At 69.0% G+C, this 20,621-nt stretch carries 15 protein-coding genes and 1 pseudogene; 8 read left to right on the top strand and 8 right to left on the bottom strand.

Annotation, left to right across the window (positions count from 1 at the left end; all coding sequences use genetic code 11):
- Positions 1-11: 11 nt before the first annotated feature.
- On the bottom strand, positions 12-1,283 hold the full coding sequence (locus OG246_RS27325; protein WP_266469147.1) for an extracellular solute-binding protein: 1,272 nt from the start codon (positions 1,281-1,283) through the stop codon (positions 12-14).
- A 263-nt stretch (positions 1,284-1,546) separates the two neighbouring features.
- Between OG246_RS27325 and OG246_RS27320 the strand changes: the two genes are divergently transcribed.
- On the top strand, positions 1,547-2,386 hold the full coding sequence (locus tag OG246_RS27320; protein WP_266469145.1) for a GntR family transcriptional regulator: 840 nt from the start codon (positions 1,547-1,549) through the stop codon (positions 2,384-2,386).
- Positions 2,387-2,506: 120 nt separating this feature from the next.
- Here OG246_RS27320 and OG246_RS27315 read toward each other — a convergent pair whose 3' ends face one another.
- From OG246_RS27315 to OG246_RS27300, 4 genes are all read right to left on the bottom strand, one after another.
- On the bottom strand, positions 2,507-6,292 hold the full coding sequence (locus tag OG246_RS27315) for an AAA family ATPase (protein WP_266469143.1): 3,786 nt from the start codon (positions 6,290-6,292) through the stop codon (positions 2,507-2,509).
- Between the two features lie 392 nt (positions 6,293-6,684).
- Positions 6,685-7,149 (bottom strand): hypothetical protein, encoded by a 465-nt coding sequence (locus tag OG246_RS27310; protein WP_266469140.1) that lies wholly within the window; start codon positions 7,147-7,149, stop codon positions 6,685-6,687.
- 771 nt (positions 7,150-7,920) lie between these two features.
- The gene (locus OG246_RS27305) at positions 7,921-9,336 is read right to left on the bottom strand and encodes a DUF1254 domain-containing protein (protein WP_266469138.1); all 1,416 of its coding nucleotides are present in this window, start codon (positions 9,334-9,336) and stop codon (positions 7,921-7,923) included.
- Between the two features lie 266 nt (positions 9,337-9,602).
- Positions 9,603-10,109, bottom strand: coding sequence for a cupin domain-containing protein (locus tag OG246_RS27300; protein ID WP_266469136.1), 507 nt, complete (start codon positions 10,107-10,109; stop codon positions 9,603-9,605).
- 168 nt (positions 10,110-10,277) lie between these two features.
- On the opposite strand from OG246_RS27300, the gene OG246_RS27295 reads away from it, so the two are divergent.
- Positions 10,278-10,697, top strand: coding sequence for a helix-turn-helix domain-containing protein (locus OG246_RS27295; protein ID WP_323178332.1), 420 nt, complete (start codon positions 10,278-10,280; stop codon positions 10,695-10,697).
- A 298-nt stretch (positions 10,698-10,995) separates the two neighbouring features.
- On the opposite strand, the gene OG246_RS27290 is transcribed toward OG246_RS27295, so the two are convergent.
- A complete protein-coding gene (locus OG246_RS27290; RefSeq protein WP_266469133.1) occupies positions 10,996-11,865 on the bottom strand; it encodes a LuxR C-terminal-related transcriptional regulator in 870 nt (289 codons plus the stop codon).
- Between the two features lie 129 nt (positions 11,866-11,994).
- On the opposite strand from OG246_RS27290, the gene OG246_RS27285 reads away from it, so the two are divergent.
- From OG246_RS27285 to OG246_RS27260, 6 genes are all read left to right on the top strand, one after another.
- Positions 11,995-13,638 carry an AMP-binding protein gene (locus tag OG246_RS27285; RefSeq protein WP_266469131.1) on the top strand — a complete coding sequence of 548 codons (1,644 nt, stop codon included), beginning with the start codon at positions 11,995-11,997 and terminating at the stop codon, positions 13,636-13,638.
- A gap of 18 nt (positions 13,639-13,656) precedes the next feature.
- Entirely contained in the window at positions 13,657-15,006 is a 1,350-nt protein-coding gene (locus OG246_RS27280) for an alpha-L-fucosidase (protein WP_266470939.1), read from the top strand.
- 21 nt (positions 15,007-15,027) lie between these two features.
- Positions 15,028-15,981 carry an alpha/beta hydrolase gene (locus tag OG246_RS27275; RefSeq protein ID WP_266469130.1) on the top strand — a complete coding sequence of 318 codons (954 nt, stop codon included), beginning with the start codon at positions 15,028-15,030 and terminating at the stop codon, positions 15,979-15,981.
- Positions 15,982-16,190: 209 nt separating this feature from the next.
- The gene (locus OG246_RS27270) at positions 16,191-17,663 is read left to right on the top strand and encodes an FAD-dependent monooxygenase (protein WP_266469128.1); all 1,473 of its coding nucleotides are present in this window, start codon (positions 16,191-16,193) and stop codon (positions 17,661-17,663) included.
- A 38-nt stretch (positions 17,664-17,701) separates the two neighbouring features.
- Positions 17,702-18,964, top strand: a complete 1,263-nt coding sequence (locus OG246_RS27265) for an amidohydrolase family protein (protein WP_266469126.1) — start codon at positions 17,702-17,704, stop codon at positions 18,962-18,964.
- Between the two features lie 2 nt (positions 18,965-18,966).
- A complete protein-coding gene (locus tag OG246_RS27260; protein WP_266469125.1) occupies positions 18,967-19,449 on the top strand; it encodes a VOC family protein in 483 nt (160 codons plus the stop codon).
- 8 nt (positions 19,450-19,457) lie between these two features.
- Here the strand turns inward: OG246_RS27260 and OG246_RS27255 are convergent, their stop codons facing one another.
- Together OG246_RS27255 and OG246_RS27250 are read right to left on the bottom strand one after the other, a co-directional pair.
- Positions 19,458-20,072: a TetR/AcrR family transcriptional regulator gene (locus tag OG246_RS27255; RefSeq protein ID WP_266469123.1), complete on the bottom strand. Its 615-nt coding sequence runs from the start codon at positions 20,070-20,072 to the stop codon at positions 19,458-19,460.
- Between the two features lie 9 nt (positions 20,073-20,081).
- A pseudogene (locus OG246_RS27250) lies at positions 20,082-20,620 on the bottom strand (hypothetical protein).
- Position 20,621: the final 1 nt, after the last annotated feature.

The following is a 20,621-nucleotide window of genomic DNA, read 5'->3' as shown; positions in this document are numbered from 1 at the left end:
GCGTGGACGGTTCAGGAGCCGGAGTTCAACGCGGTGGTGATGGCCTCGGACGCCGTGGCGGCCTGCTTCTTCGCGTCGCCGCCGGTGAGAACGGCGGTCATGTAGTCCTTGATCGGGTTCTTGGCCTCGACGGCGGCCCAGCCGGGTGTGTTGGGCGTGGCGTGGCCTTCCGCGGCGCCGACCGCCATGGCCGCGGCGCCCGGGTCGGAGGCGACCGCGGAGGCCAGGGTGGTCTTGTTCGGGACGTAGCTCATGGCGACGGCGAGCTTCTTCTGCCAGGTGTCGCCGGCGAGTTCCTTGATGAAGGTGTAGGCCGCGTCCTGCTTGCCGGAGGCGGTGGGGATGACGAGGTCGGAGCCGCCGGTGAAGACGGCGCCGGGGGTGTCGGCGGTCTTCCCCGGGATCGGGAAGAAGCCGAGCTTGCCCTTCAGTTCGGGGTTGTTTTCGATGACGACGTTGGCGCCGCCGGGAGTTGAGATGACCTGGGCGACCTTCCCCTTGGCCATGACGTCTGCTTGCGGAGGGCTGTCCTCGTCGGAGTCCTTGGGGCCCTTGCCGTGTGCCTGGAGCTGCTTGTAGAACTCCATCCCGCGGATTGCCTCAGGCGTGTCCAGGCTGCCCTTCCACTTGCCGCCGGACTCGGTGGCGAGGTCGCCGCCCTCGTCCCAGACGAAGCCCGCGAGGGCGTACCACATCTGACCGGGCAGATAGATGCCTTGCGTGCCGCCGGAGTTGAGCTTCTCGGTGGCGGCGATCCACTGGTCGCGCGTCTTGATGGCGGCCGCGTCTATGCCCGCCTCCTTGAAGAGGTCGGTGCGGTAGATGACCACGCGGTTGGCGGCGTAGTACGGGATGCCGTACTGCTTGCCCTCGTAGGCGCCCGGCTCGGCGAGGCCCTTGAGCCAGTCCTTGCCGCCGAGTTCGTCGACCTTGTCGCTGAGGTCGAGCAGCCCCCCGCTCTGCGCGAACTGGGCGACCTGGGTGTTGCCGGTCTCGATGACGTCCGGTGCGTCGCTGCTGGCGAGGGCCGCCGTGACCTTCTCGCCGATGCCGTCCCACTCCTGGATCTGCACCTTGACCTTGATGTCCGGGTGAGCGGTCTCGAAGCCCTTGACGAAGTCCTTCTGGAACTGGGCCGAGACGCTGTCGCGCATCAGCCAGACGTCGATCGTCGTCTTCCCGCCGGCGGAGGCGCCGTCGGACGTGTCGGAGGAGCTGCTACAGGCGCTCAGCCCGGCGGTCATCAGGAGCACGGACAGGCCGGCAAGCAAGCGGAGCTTCACGGTTCACCTCGGAGGAGACATGACCAAACCACCTGACCAGTGAAGCCCACTGGACAGCTTACCTCTTGCTGGTCGTTGAAGGTGGCATAGACCAATGAGGCCGTCAACCCTTCCCGCATCAAAGGCTGTTGACCTGCATACCTGTCGAGATGCGCTGACCTCACACACGAGAGCGACTACACTCCTGTTGACCAGCAGGCCACCCGAAAGGGTCAGGCAACAGGTCAACTGGTCAAGGGAATCCGCACAAGAGAGGGCACACCATGAACGCCGACGCACCAGGGGCGGTGCTCAAGCGGGAGCGGGTCCGCGACTTCATCCTCGAGCTCATCGAGTCACATCGACCGGGGGACGCGATTCCCTCCGAACGCGCGCTGTGCGCCCGCCTGGGAGTGTCCCGCCCGACGCTGCGCGCGGCCGTCGACGAGCTCGTCGCAGCGGGCCTTCTGGTACGGGAACACGGCCGCGGCATGTTCGTGGCACCCGAGAAGATCACCCAGGAGCTCGTCTCGGGCCAGCAGAGGCTGACGGTCCCTCAGGCCTCGGGAGCCTGGTCGAGCCGACTGCTGGAGTTCACGACCATCCAGGCGGGAGCACGCGTGGGCCGCAAGCTGCGCATGTCCCCGGGCGCCGACATCGTGTACGTGGCACGGCTGCGTCTGGTCGACGGCGCCCCGATGGCCATCGAGCATCTGCACATCAGGGCCGACCTGGTCCCCGATCTCTCGGCCCAGGAACTGGAAGAGGGCGATCTGTACGAGCATCTGCGGGAGCAGCACGGGGTGCACGTCCACGAGGCGGTGCAGGCGATCGAGCCGACCGTGGTCACACAGGCCGAGGCCGAACTCCTCGACGTGCCCGAGCTGTCCCCCGCGCTGCTCTTCGAACGGCTCACCACGGACACCGCGGGCCTGCCCGTCGAGTACGTGCACTCCATCTACCGCGGCGACCGCTACCGCATCGTCTCCCGGCTCACCCTGGGTTCGTCGGTCGCGGCGTCCCCGGCCCGGCTCGGACACCACCCGGGAATCCCCCCGGGCGATTTCACACACCGCGACCCCGTCGCCGCCTCCACCAGCGGGGACATCCAGTCGGCACCCTGACGCAGCCCGGGGCCAGGCAAATCACCGCCGCTCAATTCACGGCACAGTTCGCGCAGAAGGATATAACCCGACTCCTAGGGGCCCCTGGCGACGGCCAGTGCGCGCGATCGGACGCCAAAGCTACGGTCCGATGAAGCGGTCGAAGGACTGGGAACCAAGCTCAATGGCCATGATGCCGCGAGATCCGACCATGACCACTCGATGTGGGGGAAGGACCCTGGTTCGCCACAGGGGTGACCCGACTCGCACGTGGTACTCCTGTCCGCCTGCCAAGGACCACAGCCCTACGGAACACGTATGACCACCCGTGACGGCAATCGATCGCTCGCCGTAGTGAGCCAGGTCGACATCCGTCAATTCCATGTGGTGTCCGCGCTCCAGTTGGGCCTGGGTCATCAATGAACCGTCTTCGGCGCTCCAGACAGCCAATCGAGAGTAGGACCCGACTCCGACGACGATTGGTTCATGGCCCGAGCGGCCGAAGGAAACAGCCGTGATCCGGAATGGGTCTTCGATGCCCGTACGGGCGGAGAGAGCCAGATCCTCGAATCGCGCGTCATCGCCGGTCACGGTCCAGAGGCGTGTTTGGTATTCCTCCCAGTCCCACGTGACGAATCGCAAGGCGTCGTCCGGCTGCTCGGGAAGCGGGGCCACCACGAATCTGCCGGCGTGGCATTGAAGCGGTGACCGAACCGGCTCGCCCGAGGTCAGGTCGAAGAAGCCGAGCCGACCGCTGAAGGCGGTGGCGAGCAGCAGCGGCCGTTCACGCTCGATGACCGCGACACGGGCCCATTCTTCTTCCGCTGGAAGTCGGTGGTCGTACGACACTTGCCCGTTCGGGAATCGTCGCAGCGCAAAGCGCCCTTCTGCGTCCAAGGTGACGAAGGACGTCGGATCACCAGGCACTGCCGCCGCACTGCGGTAGCGACTCTCGGCCGGAGATTCGAGTCTCGCAAGGACGTTGCCCATTTCCGTGTCGAAGATCGCGAACCCTCCGTCTGCGCTGAGCGCTGCGACGCAGTTGTCCTCCATTTCCCCGACACCCCCGACACCCGCCACACCCGCGACACCCGCGACACCCGCGACAACCAGGTGGTACTCGTTGGCCTGCGTTTCCGGCCAATCCGCTCGGCTGTCCCAGACACGTACAGCACCATCGCGTCCGCCCGTGACGACCCAGCGGGTTCCGTCCAGTTCACACTGAACGATGGACTCCACGCCGCCGTCGTGAATGGCAAGTCGCCTTGTTTCCCCCTGTCCTGATGGGCGAATGAAAACGTCCCCGTTCCAATCGCCCCAGCACCACAGATCGCTGTGATGACCGGCGATGAGAGTGGAGAACACACCGGCTCCACCGTGATACGGATCGCCGATTGTCGTCCCTCGCACCGGATCCCATGCGATCACCTGGCCGGCCTGTGTCCCAAGAAGCAGAACTGGTCCGCCCTCCCCTTCCGCGATCGAAACCGTCCAGATATGCAGGTCGGCGCGCCAACCGGATATCTCCACACTGGCTCTGAACGGCTCGCCGATCCGCCGGGCGGACTGCACGTCCCACGTGCTGAGTTCGGACTCCTCCGTGGTAACCACGGCGAGACATCGATCGCCCGCATTGCCCACCGCGAGTACTCGTTCCTGTTCCCCGAGAACAATGCGGGGAAGATCCAACAACCCGCCGTGCTCGGCGGACAGAATCTGGATGACGCCCTCCTCGCTGACGGTCGCGACTGCGGCGTCGCCCCCGATGACGACGGGCCAAACGCCATGCAGGGCACGCTGATCCGCGAGAACGGCCTGGCCGTCGGTCGCGTCCGGCACCGTACGCAGCAGACGACCGTCCTTGTGCAGCGTGATGACGGCGATGCCGTCACTCTGCATGAACGCAGTCATGTCGACGATGGCCGATTCGGGTTCGTGCACTCCGGACGCCAACGGCGCGCCGTCCCTGAGGAACCATGCCTGGACAGCCCACGCGCTCGCCGAGAGCACCACGGCTCCCCTCGGGTGTTCAACGGTGGCGAGGGCGAGGACGTAGTCGTCGTGGTGGCCGAGCATACGAGTCGCGACGAGGTCGTCCCAGTGCGCCCAGCGCACCGCCCAGGGACGGTCGGGAAACGCCGCGGCCAATGAGGCGGCCAACTCCTCGTCGCCGGCCATTCGCGCCGCCATCTCGAGGTAGCAGACCCGCTCGTCCTCGGGCGCCATGAGCAGTTGCTGTCCGACTCTCTGAACGGTGCGGGCCGCCCTGCGGCCCGACGGGGTGGACGCCGCCGGTAGAGCTGCCAGCAGGCGGGCAGGATCCATCGCGGCCAGGAACCTCGCGTCCCGCAGCAGCCTGTCGAGTACTTGGCCCTCGGCTGCGTGGAAGGGCAGGTACGTGCGCGTGTAGGCGTCGGCGTCCGCCCAGAGCAGCCCCTCGGCAGACGTCGCCCCCAGGCGCTCGAGAAGTACTTCTGTGAGACGGCGGTGGATCTCGGCTGGTGGACGCTGCCGGGCGCTGAGCTGGCGCAGGTGTTCGCCAAGTGCCTCGTGGAAGAGCCGGAACCGGACTCCCGATCCGCGTTCGGTGCGGTGCAGCAGGTCGATCGCCGTGGTGTCCAGGAGCAACCGGGTGACGTCGCGTTCCGAGTATGTGTCGGTGCCCAGTGCTGTGGCCGCGGCCGCCCAGGTTCGCGGGTCGTCGAAGCCGTCCCCCTGGGACCAGGCCAGTGCCATCAGCAGGTCGCGCAACCACGGTCCGCCTGGCTGCACGTCACGCAGGTAGCGTTCCATCGCAGCACCCACGGTGGTGGGAAACGTCTCCTGCCAGCCCGCGCTGTTCGTGTCGACGGGTTCGCTCGCTGCCATGAGGGACAGTGCGGTGAGCTGTGCCACCAGGAAACTGCGGCCGGAGCGAACCGCCACGGCAGCGCCGACCGATGCCGCGAGTTCAGGGCGGGACCGGTAGGGCGTGGGGATCTGCGGATCGCTCTCGGCGAGCATCGTGAGGCGGACGTACTCGGCGATGTCACGCCGGTCCAGATAGCAGGCCTCGTCCAGGTCGATGACTCGTGCCGAGCCTCCGAACAGGCGCAGCAGGTCGTCCTCGCCGCCCGGACGGGTGCCGACGAGGAGGCGTATGCCCGTCCTGCCCGAAGCCGCCGCAAGGGGTTCCAACAGGTCGACGATGAGTCGCTGAGCGTCCACTGCCTCGTCGACCCCGTCCACGACCACCACGGTCGCCCGATGTTCCCGGGTCTCTCGGAGGTGGGCGAGCAGGCCACCGGCCGTCGACTCGTCGATGTTCAGCGCCCGTGAGATCTCAGCGGCGACCTCGTCGACCGTGCGGCCTCGCACGTGTACGGCGGCGCAGAGGGCGCCGATCTGCGGTAACGCCTGGTCCACCGCGATGGGTGTCTCACCACGTAGCTGGGCGTCGGCCAGGCTCACCAGCCGTCCGAGAACGGCCGACTTGCCTGATCCAGGCGCCCCGGTCACTACTCGGGATCGCGTGGTGTCCGTACCCTCGGTGTTGATCCACGCGGTCAGCTCGCTCAGGACCTGCACCCGGCCCGCGAAGTAGGAACCTTCCCGGAGGCTGGACGGTAGAACACCGCGCCCTCTCGGACGAAAGTGACTGCGCAGTTGCTCCGCACGTTCCGCGGCCGCACCCTCCTGCCTTTGCGCGAGAAGGAGTTGATGCTCGGTCTGCCGCGCGGCTCTTTCCCGAAGCCGGTCGACGATCGGCGGTACGGCGATACCGCTCACCACCGCCAGAGCGGTGAGAACGACCATGACGGGTGTGACTCGGTCGGAGGAGACCAGTCCGAGCACGGCCCCGATCGCGATCGCCACACCGGGTAGCAGGTGGCTCAGCAGCCGAACCGTCAGTGACCATCGGTTGTCGCGCCGGCGCAGTGAGTGCACAGCATCATTCGTATAGCCAACTCGCTCCTGTCGTACATGATTTCCGTCAATGAGCACCCAGTCCGGCAGAGCCGTGGATGCGGAGCCAAGGTCAGGAACCGGCAGGGACAGCGAAGACCAGGGGCAACCTCGGACGATCCGGTTGCACGCACACCAGGCCGGTGCGCCGGCCACCCTCTGGGGACGGCCATAGCGGACAGAGCGCCATTGAGGAACAGGAAGCCCAACCGTGGCTGGTCCACCGCCCTGGGCCACGCCATCCTTGCCAGCGCCCCGGTCAAGAGTCGTAGCGGGCTTGGTCACGCGAGGGTGAGTGGCAGCGATGCTCCGACACTCGATGGCGTTCCGGACGAAGGGAACCGGACGAAGGGAAGGGGACGCCGTTGCCGTGGTCAACGCGCGGTGTAGACGGAACTGCCCAGTCGTCGTTGGTGTCCTGGGCCGCGCCGAGCACCTTCCAGGTACCGGCGAGGCCGTTGTGGTCGAAGTCGCGCAGGGCGTCCACGGTGAAGCTCACCCTGCACGTGGAGGTGGTCGGGTCGGGCGGGCGACACCACACATGTTCCCTCCGGTGGATACAGCGGCAGGATGCCATCGGCGTCGTCGGTGTTGGGGCCGTGCGACAGGTAGGCCCAGGACGCGGCAATACCCTCCGCGTCCCGGGCCGTCCACGTGATCGTGACGGTCTTTCGGGTGGTCAGGCCGAGCACGATGTCCTTGCCTTCGTTGACCACGATGTTCGAGAACATGGTGTCGCTGGAAGCGGCCTTGTCGGCTGCTTGGGCCGTGGCCGGAAGCACCGATACGGAAAGGGCGATCGTCAGGAAAGCGACGGCGACGGCCGGACACATGCGCATGAAGTCCCCCTTCGGGACGCTGGGTTCACCGCCTGCCCGCACGGCGAAGCCTGATGGTGTGTCATCAGTGGCTAGACCCGTGAGGGACGGTCCCTGTTGTCCCGCTCTTCGGACCCATGGCCCGCATCCGCTTGGCGGGGAGTCGGCCGGGACCCGCGTTGATCAGGGCTCTGAACTCCCACCGAAAGAGCGACCGAAGCCAGTGTCGAGCGCAAGGGTCCGGTACCTCGTCTTCGACGGCGACTCAAGCCGTCACTTTCACAACAGGCCCTGGTGATCGCTGCGGCGCGCCCCCTCGCACGGTACGGAGCGCGGACAGGCCGCCGCGGGCCCAGCAGGTCAGCTGTTCTGCTCCGACTTCGGCTTCGGCTTCGGCGCGGTGTCGCCCGTAGGGGCGGTGCGGAGCATGGCCCTGTAGAGGTCGTCGTGCGCGGGCGAGGCGGGGAGGGGGGCCCGAGCCGGGGTCCACGCTGCGGCGCGATCCCAGGCCGATCAACTCTCGCCCATCTACTGGGACTTGCACGCCATTCACCGCGACCAGGCCGATTGCGTCTTCAGAGGCTGACCCACACGTGATCGCCCGGCCAGGAGCACCACACTCAAGTCAGCCCAGCATCTGCCCACCGAGGAGACGCCATGACCTACGCGTACGCGCGCGATCGCGGGATCACACCGCGAGAAGCGCGGTTACCGTTCGGAACGCATCGAGAAGATCCTCGGCAAGAACTTCGCGGACTACGCGGAGCGCGTCTGGACTTCTTGATACCGGCGTCAGAGGGGACCGGCCGTCGTGATCGGCGGCATTTCATAGCTGCCGTCGAGCAGCGCCGCGCCGGGCTGATAGGTGCGCAGGACCAGGATGAAGGAACCAGTCGGCGCCGGAAGCCAGTTGGCCTGGCCTTCCGACGGCTCGTCGTTCTGGATGAGCAATTCGAGTGAGCCGTCGGCGCCGTAGGCCAGGCCTGCCGTGCGGTCGCCGATCGAGTAGCGCTGGATCGGATTTTCCACGAGGCGCCAGTCCTGGCCGTACAGCGTGAGGGACCAGAACGCGTCGACCGGCGGCAGCTCACCGGCCGCGAAGCGCAGCGCGTAGCGGTTCGCCCCGTTCAGCGTCTGGCCGTCCGGGCCGCTCCGTGCGGTGAAGTACAGCGCCTCCTCGGACACATGCGTACCCGGGCCGTACTGGGTGATCGCGGCGCGGTACAGCGGGTCCTTGATGAAGCCGGTGATGCCGGTGGCGACCGTCCAGCCGTTGACGCCGACGGCGAAGACGTACTGGGTGATGCGTTTGTTGGCGTCGAGCGCCGCCTGGGCCAGGACGGGGACGGCGGCCGCGTTCCGCGTCGGCTTGCGTCCCGGACCGATGCCGATCTTCGCGAACCTGGCGAGCCGCGCCCGGTCGCTGGACGGCGGCGGGGCAGCCACCAACCCCTGGCACAGCTTGTCGAAGTAGGCGGCGCCCTGCGCGCTGAGGTCGAGGATGGGGAACTTGAGCGGCTCGTCGACCGCCTCCGCCGGGACGGCGCGCTCCGGATAGCAACTGAGCGGCGCCAGCGCGTACTTCGCCTGTACGGCCCGTGCGGCAGGCAGATCGGCTTCGCCCTCGACCAGGGTGCGGGTGAGGGCGAGCACCTGTGCGGTGGGCGCGACGATGCGGGTCACACCGCGCGGCAGCCTGCCCTTCCAGCCTGGTGCGGTGAGCGCGTAGGCCCCGGCGCGGGTCCCTGTGGTGCGGCGGCCGATATAGGCAAAGGTGTTGGTGTAGACGTCCTGCAGCTGTATCGAGTAGTAGCGGTCATCAGTGTCCGGGACGATCACCACCTGCGGTTCCCTGGACAGATCCAGCCAGGCCGAGCCGAACAGGGTGTCGTTGTTCGGGCCGCCGGCCTTCGTGGCCGGCGTGGCAAGCGAGTTGGCGACGAACAGGCGGTTCACGGGGACCTTCTGCTCACGCGCGGACGCGAGATACGTCTCCATCATCACCAGCGGAAAGCCCCATATGTACGCCTCCTGCGCCAACGTCGCCCGATCCGTTCCGGCCGCCGACACCGCTGACGCGGCGGGGGCCGGGACCCCCAGGGCGAGCGCCGCGGCTCCGGCAGGAGCGAGTGCCAGGAGCCGACGCCGGGTGAACTGCTGCGCTGCGAAAGCGTGTTCCGGCAGCGAAGGGTCCTGCTGTGCGCACATGGTGGGCTCCTCGGACTGACTGTGCTTGATCATGGATCGTGCACGGCACGGAGCCCTTGCGGGAGTCCTGGCGCGAAGTGTTCATACGACTGCAGCAATGCCGGACGGGCCAATGGCGCGTGGCCCCTGTCGTAGCTCGGCATCCTGATCGAAGCCGACATCCGCAACCTCGACAGGGGGGTGCGGTACGCGGCATCGCGGTCCGCACCCTCGCCTCGTGTCACTTGGCAGCAGACATCAACTTACGAACGGCCGTCGGCGTTCCGTCATTTGTCCCGGCCCATCATGACGACCCCGATGACGGCATCCACGGAGTACGGATTGCGCCAGTTGTGCGGGGTGCCCAGCTGGGCGAACGCCTCCCCCGCCGACAACTCCGCGGACGTCCCGTCCTCCATCTCCAGCACGATCCGTCCGGAGAGGACGATCCCGACGTCGAGCGAAGAGGTCTGGTGGAACTCCGCGGGCGGCGGAGTGCCCGGGGTCTCGGGGGGCACGGTCACCGACCAGAACCGCACTCCGCCCGCCTCGGGGAAGAACGGCGACTCCACCGCGTCGTCCCCCGATGTCGCCGCGTCACCGCCCGGCAGCACCCCGTCGGCCTCCCAGAGCCGGCTGAGGCCGCGTCCGTCCGGGACGGTGTTGACGGGCACGACGTTGTCCTTGGCGATCGTCGAGAGTCCCGTCTCCGTCACCCCGGTTTCGACCACTCGGTAGCTACTCGGCAGCGACATCTCGTCCTGCTGTGCATGAGTCGGTGCGGATCCGGTCATGTGGTGCCTCCATGGTGAGTCAGGGCGCCTCCGCGGCGCACGATCGAGGACTGGTCTGCACCAGGCAGAACGGCGTGACCTCGATACATACGATTGGTATGTAGCGCCACGATAGGCCAGTATGGGAGGGCCTACAAAACACACATCCATGTCCGCTACCGAAGGGGGATGTCCGCAATGGACGACGTCGCGATCCAGAGGGAAACAACCGGGCTCCCAGGGCCCTGCGCCCGTATCCCGGTCGAGGACGCGGACTTCGTCCGCCAGATCATGGACCGGGTCGGGGACAAGTGGACGCTGATGGTGATCGCGACCCTGCAGGACGGCGTGATGCGCTACACCGAACTGCTGCACGCCATCCCCGGCATCTCCCAGCGCATGCTCTCGCGCACCCTGGCCCAGCTCCACCATGACGGCCTGATCACCCGGACCGCCTATGCCGAAGTGCCGCCACGGGTGGAATACGCCCTCGCCCCGCTCGGCGCCAGCCTCAAAGACATCGTGGCCTCCCTGATCGACTGGGCCATCACCCACCATGCCGAGATCCGCCGGCACCGGGCCCTCACCGGGACAGCCGACAACCATTAGCGGGCCGCACCCACACGGTCGCTGCGAGCTGGAGCTGGAACAGTCGGCTACGACCGACCCGGGTTAGCGAGGTCCAACGGCTACAGCAGATCGCCGATGATTCATGTGCGCACCGACAAGTCCGCGACGGCCTTCGAAGCACGGGCCAATACCAGCCGTGGATCGCACTCTTGCCGCGTCAGCCGCTACTGCACTCGTGCCGCGCCCGGTTCGCGGCAGCAGCTGCGGCCACCGCTCACACGCAGGCCAGTCGCCTCTCTGAGTTCCACCGCCGTAAGCGGTCAGGACTCGATGCATCTCACGGCAGGAGGCCCAGGCGGCGAGCGGCCACGACCGCCTCCAAGCGCGAGCGGGATCCGAGTTTGCGTGTCGCGCTGCGCAAGTAGCTCTTCACCGTCTCGACACCGATGCCGAGTTCGATCGCCGCGTCGGCGTTGCTTCGCCCGACGGCGACGCACGCCAGGACGTCCAGCTCCCGGGGAGAGAGCACCGGTGCGCGGGAATCTCCGGGTGCCGAATGCCCTGCGGCGGCGAGCTTTTCGCACGCGACATCGAACTGCTGCCTGGCCTCAGAATCTGTGAGCTGTCCCGCGAGGCTCCGCAGATCCGCGTACGCCTCTCTGACCAGCTCCCACTGGGGCGTCATCGGCCCCGGCGCCGGCTCCGCCGCAGCCGCCCGTTCGCTCAACCAGGCCAGGCGCCGGGCCACTTCATCGCGTACGGCGAGTTCCTGTTCCAGGTCGCGGGCCGCGTCGGCCACCGCCTGTACGGCGCGGTCTCCCAGCGGCACGACCTGGCGGACCGCCCCGTACAGCACCCCGCGCACCGTCCGGCACACCACCACCGGCACCGCCACCATCGCGCGCAGGCCCTCGGCGGTGATCACCCGGTCGTAGTGGTGGCTGATCCGCTCGCTCGCGACGTAGTCGTTGACCGCCATCGGGCGCCGCAGGGCGACCACCTTGCCGCCGAGTCCCTGCCCGAAGGCCAGGCCGACGCCGCGCAGCGCGCCCTTGGTGACTCCGGCGAACTCGTCGAGCCGCACCTGCCCTTCGGCGGTCACCACGCCGCCGAAAGCGAGGCCCAGCCCGGTGGCGTCACGCAGCTCGGCCAGGGCCCGACCGATCAGCCTGCTGTCCTCGGCGACAGAGATCGGCCTGGTGGTCATGACGCCTCCTCGAAACGGTGCGGCGCTGTCCGCGGCGCCCCCCTCATCCGGGGGTGCCGGACTCGGAGCGGTCCGAGGAAACATCGCGTTAACGGTACGCGCCGATCAACGCCCCCTTCAAGGAGCAAGATGACCAGTCCGGAACACCACATGGCGGACCTGCTCGCGATCTTCGGTTCGCCGACAGCGTGCACGGCGGAGCTGCTGTGCGACCGGCACCCGGCTGACGCCGTCGCGTTCACGCTCGTCGAACCCGACCTGACCGGCCGGAACCTCACGTTCGGAGAGCTCAAGGAATCCTCGGCCCGGATGGCGAGCGCGCTGGCCGACCTGGGCGTCGGCCCCGGCGACCGCGTCGCCACGCTGATGGGGAAGTCCGCCGAACTGGTCGTCGCCCTGCTCGCCATCTGGCGCCTCGGCGCGGTGCACATCCCCTTGTTCACGGCCTTCGCGCCGCCGGCGATCGGGGTCCGGATCACCGGCAACGGCACCAAGGCGGTGTTCGTCGACGCCGACCAGCGTGCCAAGCTCGCCCCCTCCCCGGCGTTCCCCGCGGACGCCGGACGCCGGATCATCACGACCGGGCCGACCGACGACGGGACGCTGGCCTTCGCCGACCTGATCGCGGCACATCCACCGCTGGAACGCGCCGTATCCGCGGGCGGCGACGCGCCCGTCATCGAGCTGTTCACCTCCGGCACGACCGGATCGCCCAAGGGCGTGCCGGTGCCGCTGCGGGCCGTCGCCGCGTTCGCGATGTACCAGGAGTACGGCTTGGACCACCGGCCTTCGGACGTGTTCTGGAACGCCGCCGATCCGGGCTGGGCCTACGGCCTGTACTTCTCGCTCGTCGCCCCGCTCGCTCTGGGCCGCACCGCCGTCCTCCTGCACTCGGGGTTCAGCCCCGCGCTGACCTGGTCGGTGCTGTCGCGGTTCGCCGTCACCAACTTCGCGGCAGGGCCGACCGTGTACCGCGCCCTGCGTCACGCCGACACCCCGGTCCCCCAGAACCTGCGGCTACGGCACTGCTCGTCCGCGGGTGAGCCCCTCACCCAGGATGTGATCCCCTGGGCCGAGCGCACGCTCGGCGTCCCGGTCCTCGACCACTACGGCCAGACCGAACTCGGTATGGCGGTCGCCAACGCCTGGCACCAGGACCTCCGCGGCGAGGTGCGACCCGGATCCATGGGACGCGCCCTGCCGGGCTGGACCGTCGAGATCCTCCGGCCGGACGACGACGTCCCCGCCGGGACCGGCGTGACCGGTCGGGTCGCCGTCGACTGCGCCCACAGCCCGCTGATGTGGTTCACCGGCTATCAGGACGCTGAGGGCCGCACGGCGGAGCGGTTCAGCCCCGACCGGCGCTGGTACTACACCGGCGACGTCGCGACGAAGGACGAGGACGGATACCTGTTCTTCGCCGCCCGCGACGACGACGTCATCCTGATGGGCGGCTACCGCATCGGGCCGTTCGACGTGGAGAGCGTGCTGGCCGCCCACGAGGCCGTCGCCGAGGCGGCTGTCGTCGGCGCCCCCGACGAGCTGCGCGGTGAAGTGCTCGTGGCCTTCGTGGTGCTGCGTCCCACGGCCCGGCCCGGCGACGAGCTCGTCGCCGAACTCCAGCAGGCGGTCAAGACCGGCTTCGCCGCCCACGCCTATCCCCGTGCGATCCACTTCGTGCCCGAACTGCCCAAAACGCCGAGCGGCAAGACCCAGCGCTTCCTGCTCAGGCAGCGGCTCCAGGCCGGTTCGGCGCATCCCACCACACACTGAGAGGCTCACTCCGTGGCCATGTTCCAAGAAGCGCCGCAGCGACCGGAGCAGTACCGCAGGTTCGAGCGGGAGACACCGGGCTGGTTCCGTGACGCCAAGCTCGGAATCTTCGTCCATTGGGGACCGTACTCGGTGCCCGCCTGGGCCGAGCCGACCGGGACCTCCGGCACGATCGACCCGGACAGGTTCTTCATCCACAACCCCTACGCGGAGTGGTACGCCAACACCATCCGCATCGTCGGCAGCCCCGCCGCGGAACACCACCGCGAGGCGTATGGCGACGCACCGTACGACGATTTCCTCGACCAGTGGACGGCCAAGGACTTCGACGCCGCCGATCTCATGGAACTGGTCGCCGCCACCGGCGCCGGCTACTTCGTCCCGACGACGAAACACCACGACGGCGTCACCTTGTGGGACGCCCCCGGCACCGGCGACCGCAACACGGTGCACCGCGGACCGCGCCGGGACCTCGTCGACGAGCTCAGCGTCGCGGCCCGCGCAGCAGGAGTCCGCTTCGGCGTGTACTACTCGGGCGGCCTCGACTGGCATGCCGGGAGCACGCCGCCCATCGTCGACGTCGAAAGCTTCGGCGTGCGCCCGGTCGACAGGGCGTACGCGGACTACGCCCACGACCACATGACCGACCTCATCGCCCGCTACCGGCCGGACGTGCTCTGGGGCGACATCGAGTGGCCGGACGCCGGAAAGGCCGAGGGCCCCAAGAGCCTGGTGAGCCTCTTCGAGAGTTTCTACGCCGCGAACCCCGAGGGTGTCGTCAACGACCGGTGGGGCGAGACGCACTGGGACTTCCGGACGAGCGAATACCAGCACGGGGGCGCCGTCGAGGGCAGCGAGATGTGGGAGAACACCCGCGGCATCGGCTACTCATTCGGCTACAACCGGCTGGACGACGAGTCCACCTCCCTCAGCGGACCCGAGGCGATCAGCCATTTCGTGGATGTCGTCTCCCGCGGCGGCAACCTCCTGCTCAACATCGGGCTGACCGCCGAGGGCACCGTTCCCGACCTGCAGCGGCGGACGCTCGTGGAACTGGCCGAGTGGAATGCCCTCAACGGCCCGTCCGTGTTCGGCTCGACCCCGGTGGCCGCAGAGCTGGCCAAGCCCGCCGAGACGCCGTGGGTTCGCTGGACCCGGACCGGCGACCGGCTCCACGCGTTCATCTGGACCACCGAGGCCGCACCGGTACTCACCGTGGACGCAGCCCGCGTGGACCCACGATCCGCCCGCCTCGCCGACGGAACGCCGGCCCCCGCGCGGGTCACCGGCGAGGGCGTGGCCGTCGGCCTGCCGGTCACGGGTTCCCCCGTCCCGATCCAGGTGACGTTCGACCTGCGCTCCGCCTGACCCACGAAAAGAGGAAACGGCATGTCAGGAACCACACCTCCTCGCCCCAAGCCACCGCTGATCGCGCGCGCCATCTGGAAGATCCCGCTCATCGCCGGGCCGCGACTGGCCACGGCCACCGCCGCGCAGCTGGAGAAGCAGCAGGAACGGACGCGGGCGAGAGCCGACCGGCTGGGGCCGTCGACACATCAGCGGGTCATCGACGGGCCCGCCGGTGACATCACCCTGCGCATCCACACCCCCAGCGCCGAAGCCCTGGACAAGCGCGCCGTCATCGTCCACTTCCACGGCGGCGGATGGGTGTCGGGAAGCCCTCGGGAAGCCGACTTCATCTGCTCGACGGTCGCCGAGGGAACGGGCGCGATCGTCGTGTCGGTCGACTACCGCCTCGCTCCCCGAAACCGCTACCCGGCGGGACTCGACGACTGTTATGCGGCACTGGTCTGGGTGACCGGGCACGCCGCGGAACTAGGCGGCGACGCGACACGCCTCGGGCTGCTCGGCGAGAGCGCCGGCGGCAACCTGGCCGCGGCCGTCTCCCTGCTCGCCCGGGACCGCGGCGGCCCGACGATCCGCCACCAAGGGCTCCTGTACCCGGCGACCGACGCCTCGATGACAGCACCCTCGCACCGCACGAACGCGAACGCCCCCTGGCTCACAGCCGCCGGCGTGCGCAACGCCTACCACCACTACCTGCCGGAGGACGCCAACCCCCTGGAACCGGGAATCTCCCCTCTGCACGCAGCCGATCACACGGGCCTCCCGCCCACGACGATCGTCGTGGCCGGCCACGATCCGCTCCACGACGAAGGCGCCATGTACGCCGAGCGCCTGCAGCAGGCCGGCGTCCCCGTGGACGTGTTCGACTACCCCCGCATGGTGCACGGTTTCGCGAACGTCCCCCATCTGTTCGGCGAAACAGCCGCCGCCCTGGGCGAGGTCGTGACGGCACAGCGCCGATATCTGACGTACTAAGGCGGCCCGGCCCCGGATTCCTCATCGTCAGGCGACCGGGCGATCAGCAAAGCGTCCGCCCTCCGACACCCAAAGAGAAACGATCGTTTGCACTGTGAGTTACGGAGTGCTACTTTCAGCATGAAACGCAAACGAACGTTTTCGTTTGGTGATGCCGACGCCTCGAAGCCTCTTCGGGCGCCGCCGCGCCGGACGGCGAGGAGCGCGTCATGCCGAAGTCGCCAACTGCCCCTGTTCTCCCGTGCCACACGGATGTCCTGATCTCCGGGGCAGGCCCCACTGGACTGACCCTCGCGGCGAGCCTGGCCCAACTGGGCGTGGACCATGTGCTGATCGACCGGAACGCCGAGATCCAGCCCGGTTCCAAGGCTGCCGCCGTGCAACCGCGAACACTGGAGTACCTGGACCGAATCGGTGTCAGCGCGGACTTGGTCGACGGCGGAAAGAAGGGGCGCGGCTTCTGTCTGCACGACCGTGAAAGGGCGCTCCTGCGGACCAGTTACGACCGGCTGAGCACACCGCACCCCTACATGCTGCTCGCGTCCCAGCAGACCACCGAGGAACACCTGGCGCGGCGGCTGGAGGACCTGGGCGGCACTGTCCACCGAGGGCATCGGCTTCTCGGCTTCGCCCCGGACTTTCCCGGCGTCACCGCCACGGTCACCACGCCGGACGGGGCACTGCGTGCGGTGTCGGCCCGGTTTCTGGTCGGCTGCGACGGCGTGCACAGTACGGTGCGCACCGCTGCCGGCATCGGCTTCCCGGGGGACGCTCCTGAGCAGTTGTTCGCGCTCGCCGACGTACGCCTGAAGCCGGGATCGCAGGCGGCGGCGTCCGAGGATGCCACGTTCTTCCTGTCCGACGCCGGGCTGCTGCTCCTGTCCCCGCTCATGCAGGGACTGCACCGCCTGGTCGCACCGGTGCCGCCCGGCTCGGCCGCACCGGATGCGGGAGAAGTCGAAGCGTTGCTCGCCGCGCGCGGTCCCGCAGGCGAGAGCGCGGCCGTGGACGAGGTCGTCGCGGCCGCCACCTACCGGGCCCAGGAACGGCTGGCCGAGCGCTTCCGCTCCGGGCCGGTCTTCCTGGTCGGGGATGCCGCCCACACCCACAGCCCGGCCGGAGGTCAGGGCATGAACACCGGCATCCAGGACGCCGGGAACCTCGCCTGGAAGCTGCACGCCGTCCTCACCGGCGCCGCACCGGACGAACTGCTGGACAGCTATCACCGCGAGCGCCAGCCGATCGCGGCCCAACTCGTCGCTTCCACAAGCCAGTTCGCCCGCCTCGCCACCCTGGCCGACCCGGCCGCGGGCCGACGCCGCAACGCCCTGCTGTCCGCGGCGGCCGCCACCCCGGGCATCACCGACTGGCTGGCCGACGCCCTCGCCCAGCTCGACATCAGCTACACCCGCGAACCCGACCTCGGCGCCCCACGCATCGGCACCCGCGTCTCGCCCCTGACCGTCCCACCGGACGGCCTGCGCTGGACCCTGGCCCTGCCCGGTCCCAGCGCGCCTCAGCCCGACCACCAGCTGAGCCGGCGCGGGCCACTGACCGTCCGGCACGTCCCCGGCCTGCCGACCACGCTCCTCGTACGCCCCGACGGCTACCTGGCCGCCGCCGGAGTCCCGACGGACCAGAGCGACGTCACCAACCTGCTCCGCCAGTGCGTGCCCCAGTAAATCCCCCTGAAAGACAGCGAGTTCAAGGAGACACGGACATGACCCCTGCTACCTCTTCACCCACCCTCATCCGCCAGGTCGCCGTCTTCGACGGCCGTCGACCGCAGCCGATGCAGGACGTCCTGATCGACGGACCCGTGATCGCCGCCGTCGGCACGGATCTTGTCGCACCGGCGGGAGCGACGGTCCTCGACGGCACCGGTCGCACCCTGCTGCCCGGTCTGATCGACGCCCACACCCACACCACCGACACGGCACAGCTGCGTCAGGCGCTGATGTTCGGCATCACGACCGAACTCGACATGGGCAGTGCTCCCGGCCTCGCCCGACGGATGCGCGCCGCGGCCGACGAACGGGACGACCTGGCCGACGTACGCGTAGCCACCACCGGCGCCACCGCGCCGGGCGGACACCCCTGCCAGCTGGTCGAACTCGGCATGATCGAGCCCTTCCCCACCGTGGCCGGACCCGACGATGCCGAAGCGTTCGTCGCGGCCCGGGTCGCCGAGGGCGCGGACCACCTCAAGATCTTCATCGAGGACGGCACCGCCATCGGCAAGCCCCTGCCCCTCATGTCTCCGGAAACGCTCCTCGCCCTGATCAGGGCAGCCCACGATCGCGGGCTGCGGACCGTCGCCCACACCCTCACCCGCACGGCGGCACGCCAGGCGATCGTCAGCGGCATCGACGGCCTGGCCCACGCTCCCGCCGACGGCACCAGCGACCAGGCCCTGATCGAAGTGGCGGCGGAGAACGGCGTGTTCGTCGTGCCCACCTTGACCACGCTCACCGGGATGACCGCCACCCCGGCCGAGTACGAACTCGCCGAAGACCCCAGGCTGCGCCCCTACGCCGATCCGCAGTGGTTGGCGGACCTGGAGAAGATCCGCGCCATCGCCCCTGAACAGCGCGTCGGGCCCGTCGGGGTCGACCCTCGGCACGCCGCCGACGCCGCCGTACGGATGTTCCGCCTCGGTGTACCACTGCTCGCGGGCACGGACGGTACGAGCGGCCACGGGCACCCCACCACCCACGGCATCAGCTACCACGGCGAACTCGCCCTGCTCGTCGCCGCCGGCCTCACCCCGGCCGAGGCCCTGACCGCCGCCACCGCCGCGCCCGCCGACGCGTTCGCCCTCACCGACCGAGGCCGGATCGCCCCCGGACTCCGGGCCGACCTGCTGCTCGTCGACGGCGACCCCACCCAGGACATCACCGCGCTGCGCGATATCACCGCCCTGTGGCGTCGTGGAGCCCGCGTCGAACGCTCCGCCCACCTCGCCACGCAGACCCAGGAGTGACGATGAACATCGCCGGCACCTCCGCGATCCCGACGCCCTCGGGCATCCACCACATCAAGCTGCCCGTCACCGACCTGGAGCGCAGCGTCCGGTGGTACGCCGCGGTGCTGGGCGCCAGCCGTCTGACACAGCTGGACCACCGTCGCCCCGACGGCACTCTCTTCGCCGTCATCCTCGACGTCCCCGGGCTGGGCACCCGCCTGGAACTGCGCCTGGATCCGGCGACCGCGACCGCCTTGGCGGGGTATGAATTCCTCACCCTGGCCGTCGACGACCGCGCGGCCCTGGACCGTTGGATCACCCACCTGGACAGCCGCGGCATCACCCACTCGCCGCCGGTCGTCGCTCTGGTGGGCTGGGTGCTGGTCATCCCCGACCCCGACGGCCAGCGCCTGCGCCTCTACACCACCGCGCCCCACGGACTGGACGCCGACCGGATCGAGTACGCCTCACCCTGGCTCAGCACCGGCCCGGCCCGGATCTGACCCCGCCCTCACATCGGCGCGTCGTCGAAGGCCGAGGCGAGGGACGAGAGGCCACCGATCAACTGCTCGGTGGCGACGGGCTCCACGAGGTGTCGGCCGACCAGGAGCCCGGGCATGAGCGTCATCAGCACGGTCGCGATCTGCTCCGGGTCCGCCGTGGGCGGCACCTGTCCCTCGTCGCGCCAGCGGCGGGCCAGTTCGACGAGGTTGTCCCGCATGCTGAGGTAGAAGGTCCGGGTGCGTCCTTCGAGTTCCGGACTGCGCAGTGCCTCGCCCCACGCCTGGATCGCGATGCGGCTCAGATCGTACGACTGTCCCTCGCCCCGGTCGCGGGCCTCGGCCGCCATCGCCTCAAGTACCGCGGACGGCGAAGGGGTGGGACGGCGTTCCAGGAGCCGGCGGAACAGGTCGCGGATCAGGGTCAGGGCCTCGTCCGCGGCGGCGTCGATGAGGTCGTCCTTGCTGCGGAAGTAGCGGTAGACGGCGCTGGAGGACATGCCGGTCGCGGCGATGACATCGTCCATCGACGTGGCGTGGAAACCGTTGCGGGAGAAGCAACTCCAGGCACTGGTGAGAATGTGGCGCCGCCGTTCTTCCCGGCGCGCCTCGCTCAGACGGGGCATGTCCTCACCCTAAACGCAAACGATGGTTTCCGTTACAGGAGGGGCGATGGAAGCCTGTCGATCATCGAGCGGTTGCGGAGCGCAGAGCAGGGCCAGGCGGTCGGCGTCCTTGCTGCCAGGTTCGGCGGTGCCCACGAGCAGGCACTGGCCCGGCGCGTCCTGCACCTCGAAGGTCTGATACGAGAGGGTCAACCGTCCCGCCACGGGGGGTCAAAGGTCTTGTCCCTGCTGCCTAGCCGATTGACGTCCTGGCGCCCCCATAGCTCCGCGAACTCGTCGCTCTCCGCGCTGAGTTCATCGATCAGGGCGGCGAGCCGGGGATCGTGGCGCTCGTGGCCGTAGGCGAGCCGTAGGGCGGCGACGGTGTCGCGAGCCACTGTGCCCCAGTCCGCGAACAGCGTGCGTGCGGCCGGGTCACAGAAGAGGGAGCGGACCATGTGGCGCGGGCCGGTCAGTGCGGAGAGCAGGGCGGCGGCCGACGCATTCGAGGCGAGAACATCCAACCGCCGATTGACCACGTAGGCGACGGCCGCCGCGAAGCCGTCCATC

The sequence above is a fragment of the Streptomyces sp. NBC_00620 genome (genome assembly GCF_026341825.1).
In the GTDB taxonomy this organism is placed as follows: Bacteria; Actinomycetota; Actinomycetes; order Streptomycetales; family Streptomycetaceae; genus Streptomyces.
Note: the sequence above shows the minus strand (reverse complement) of the source record. Positions and strands in the feature narration are given on the sequence as shown.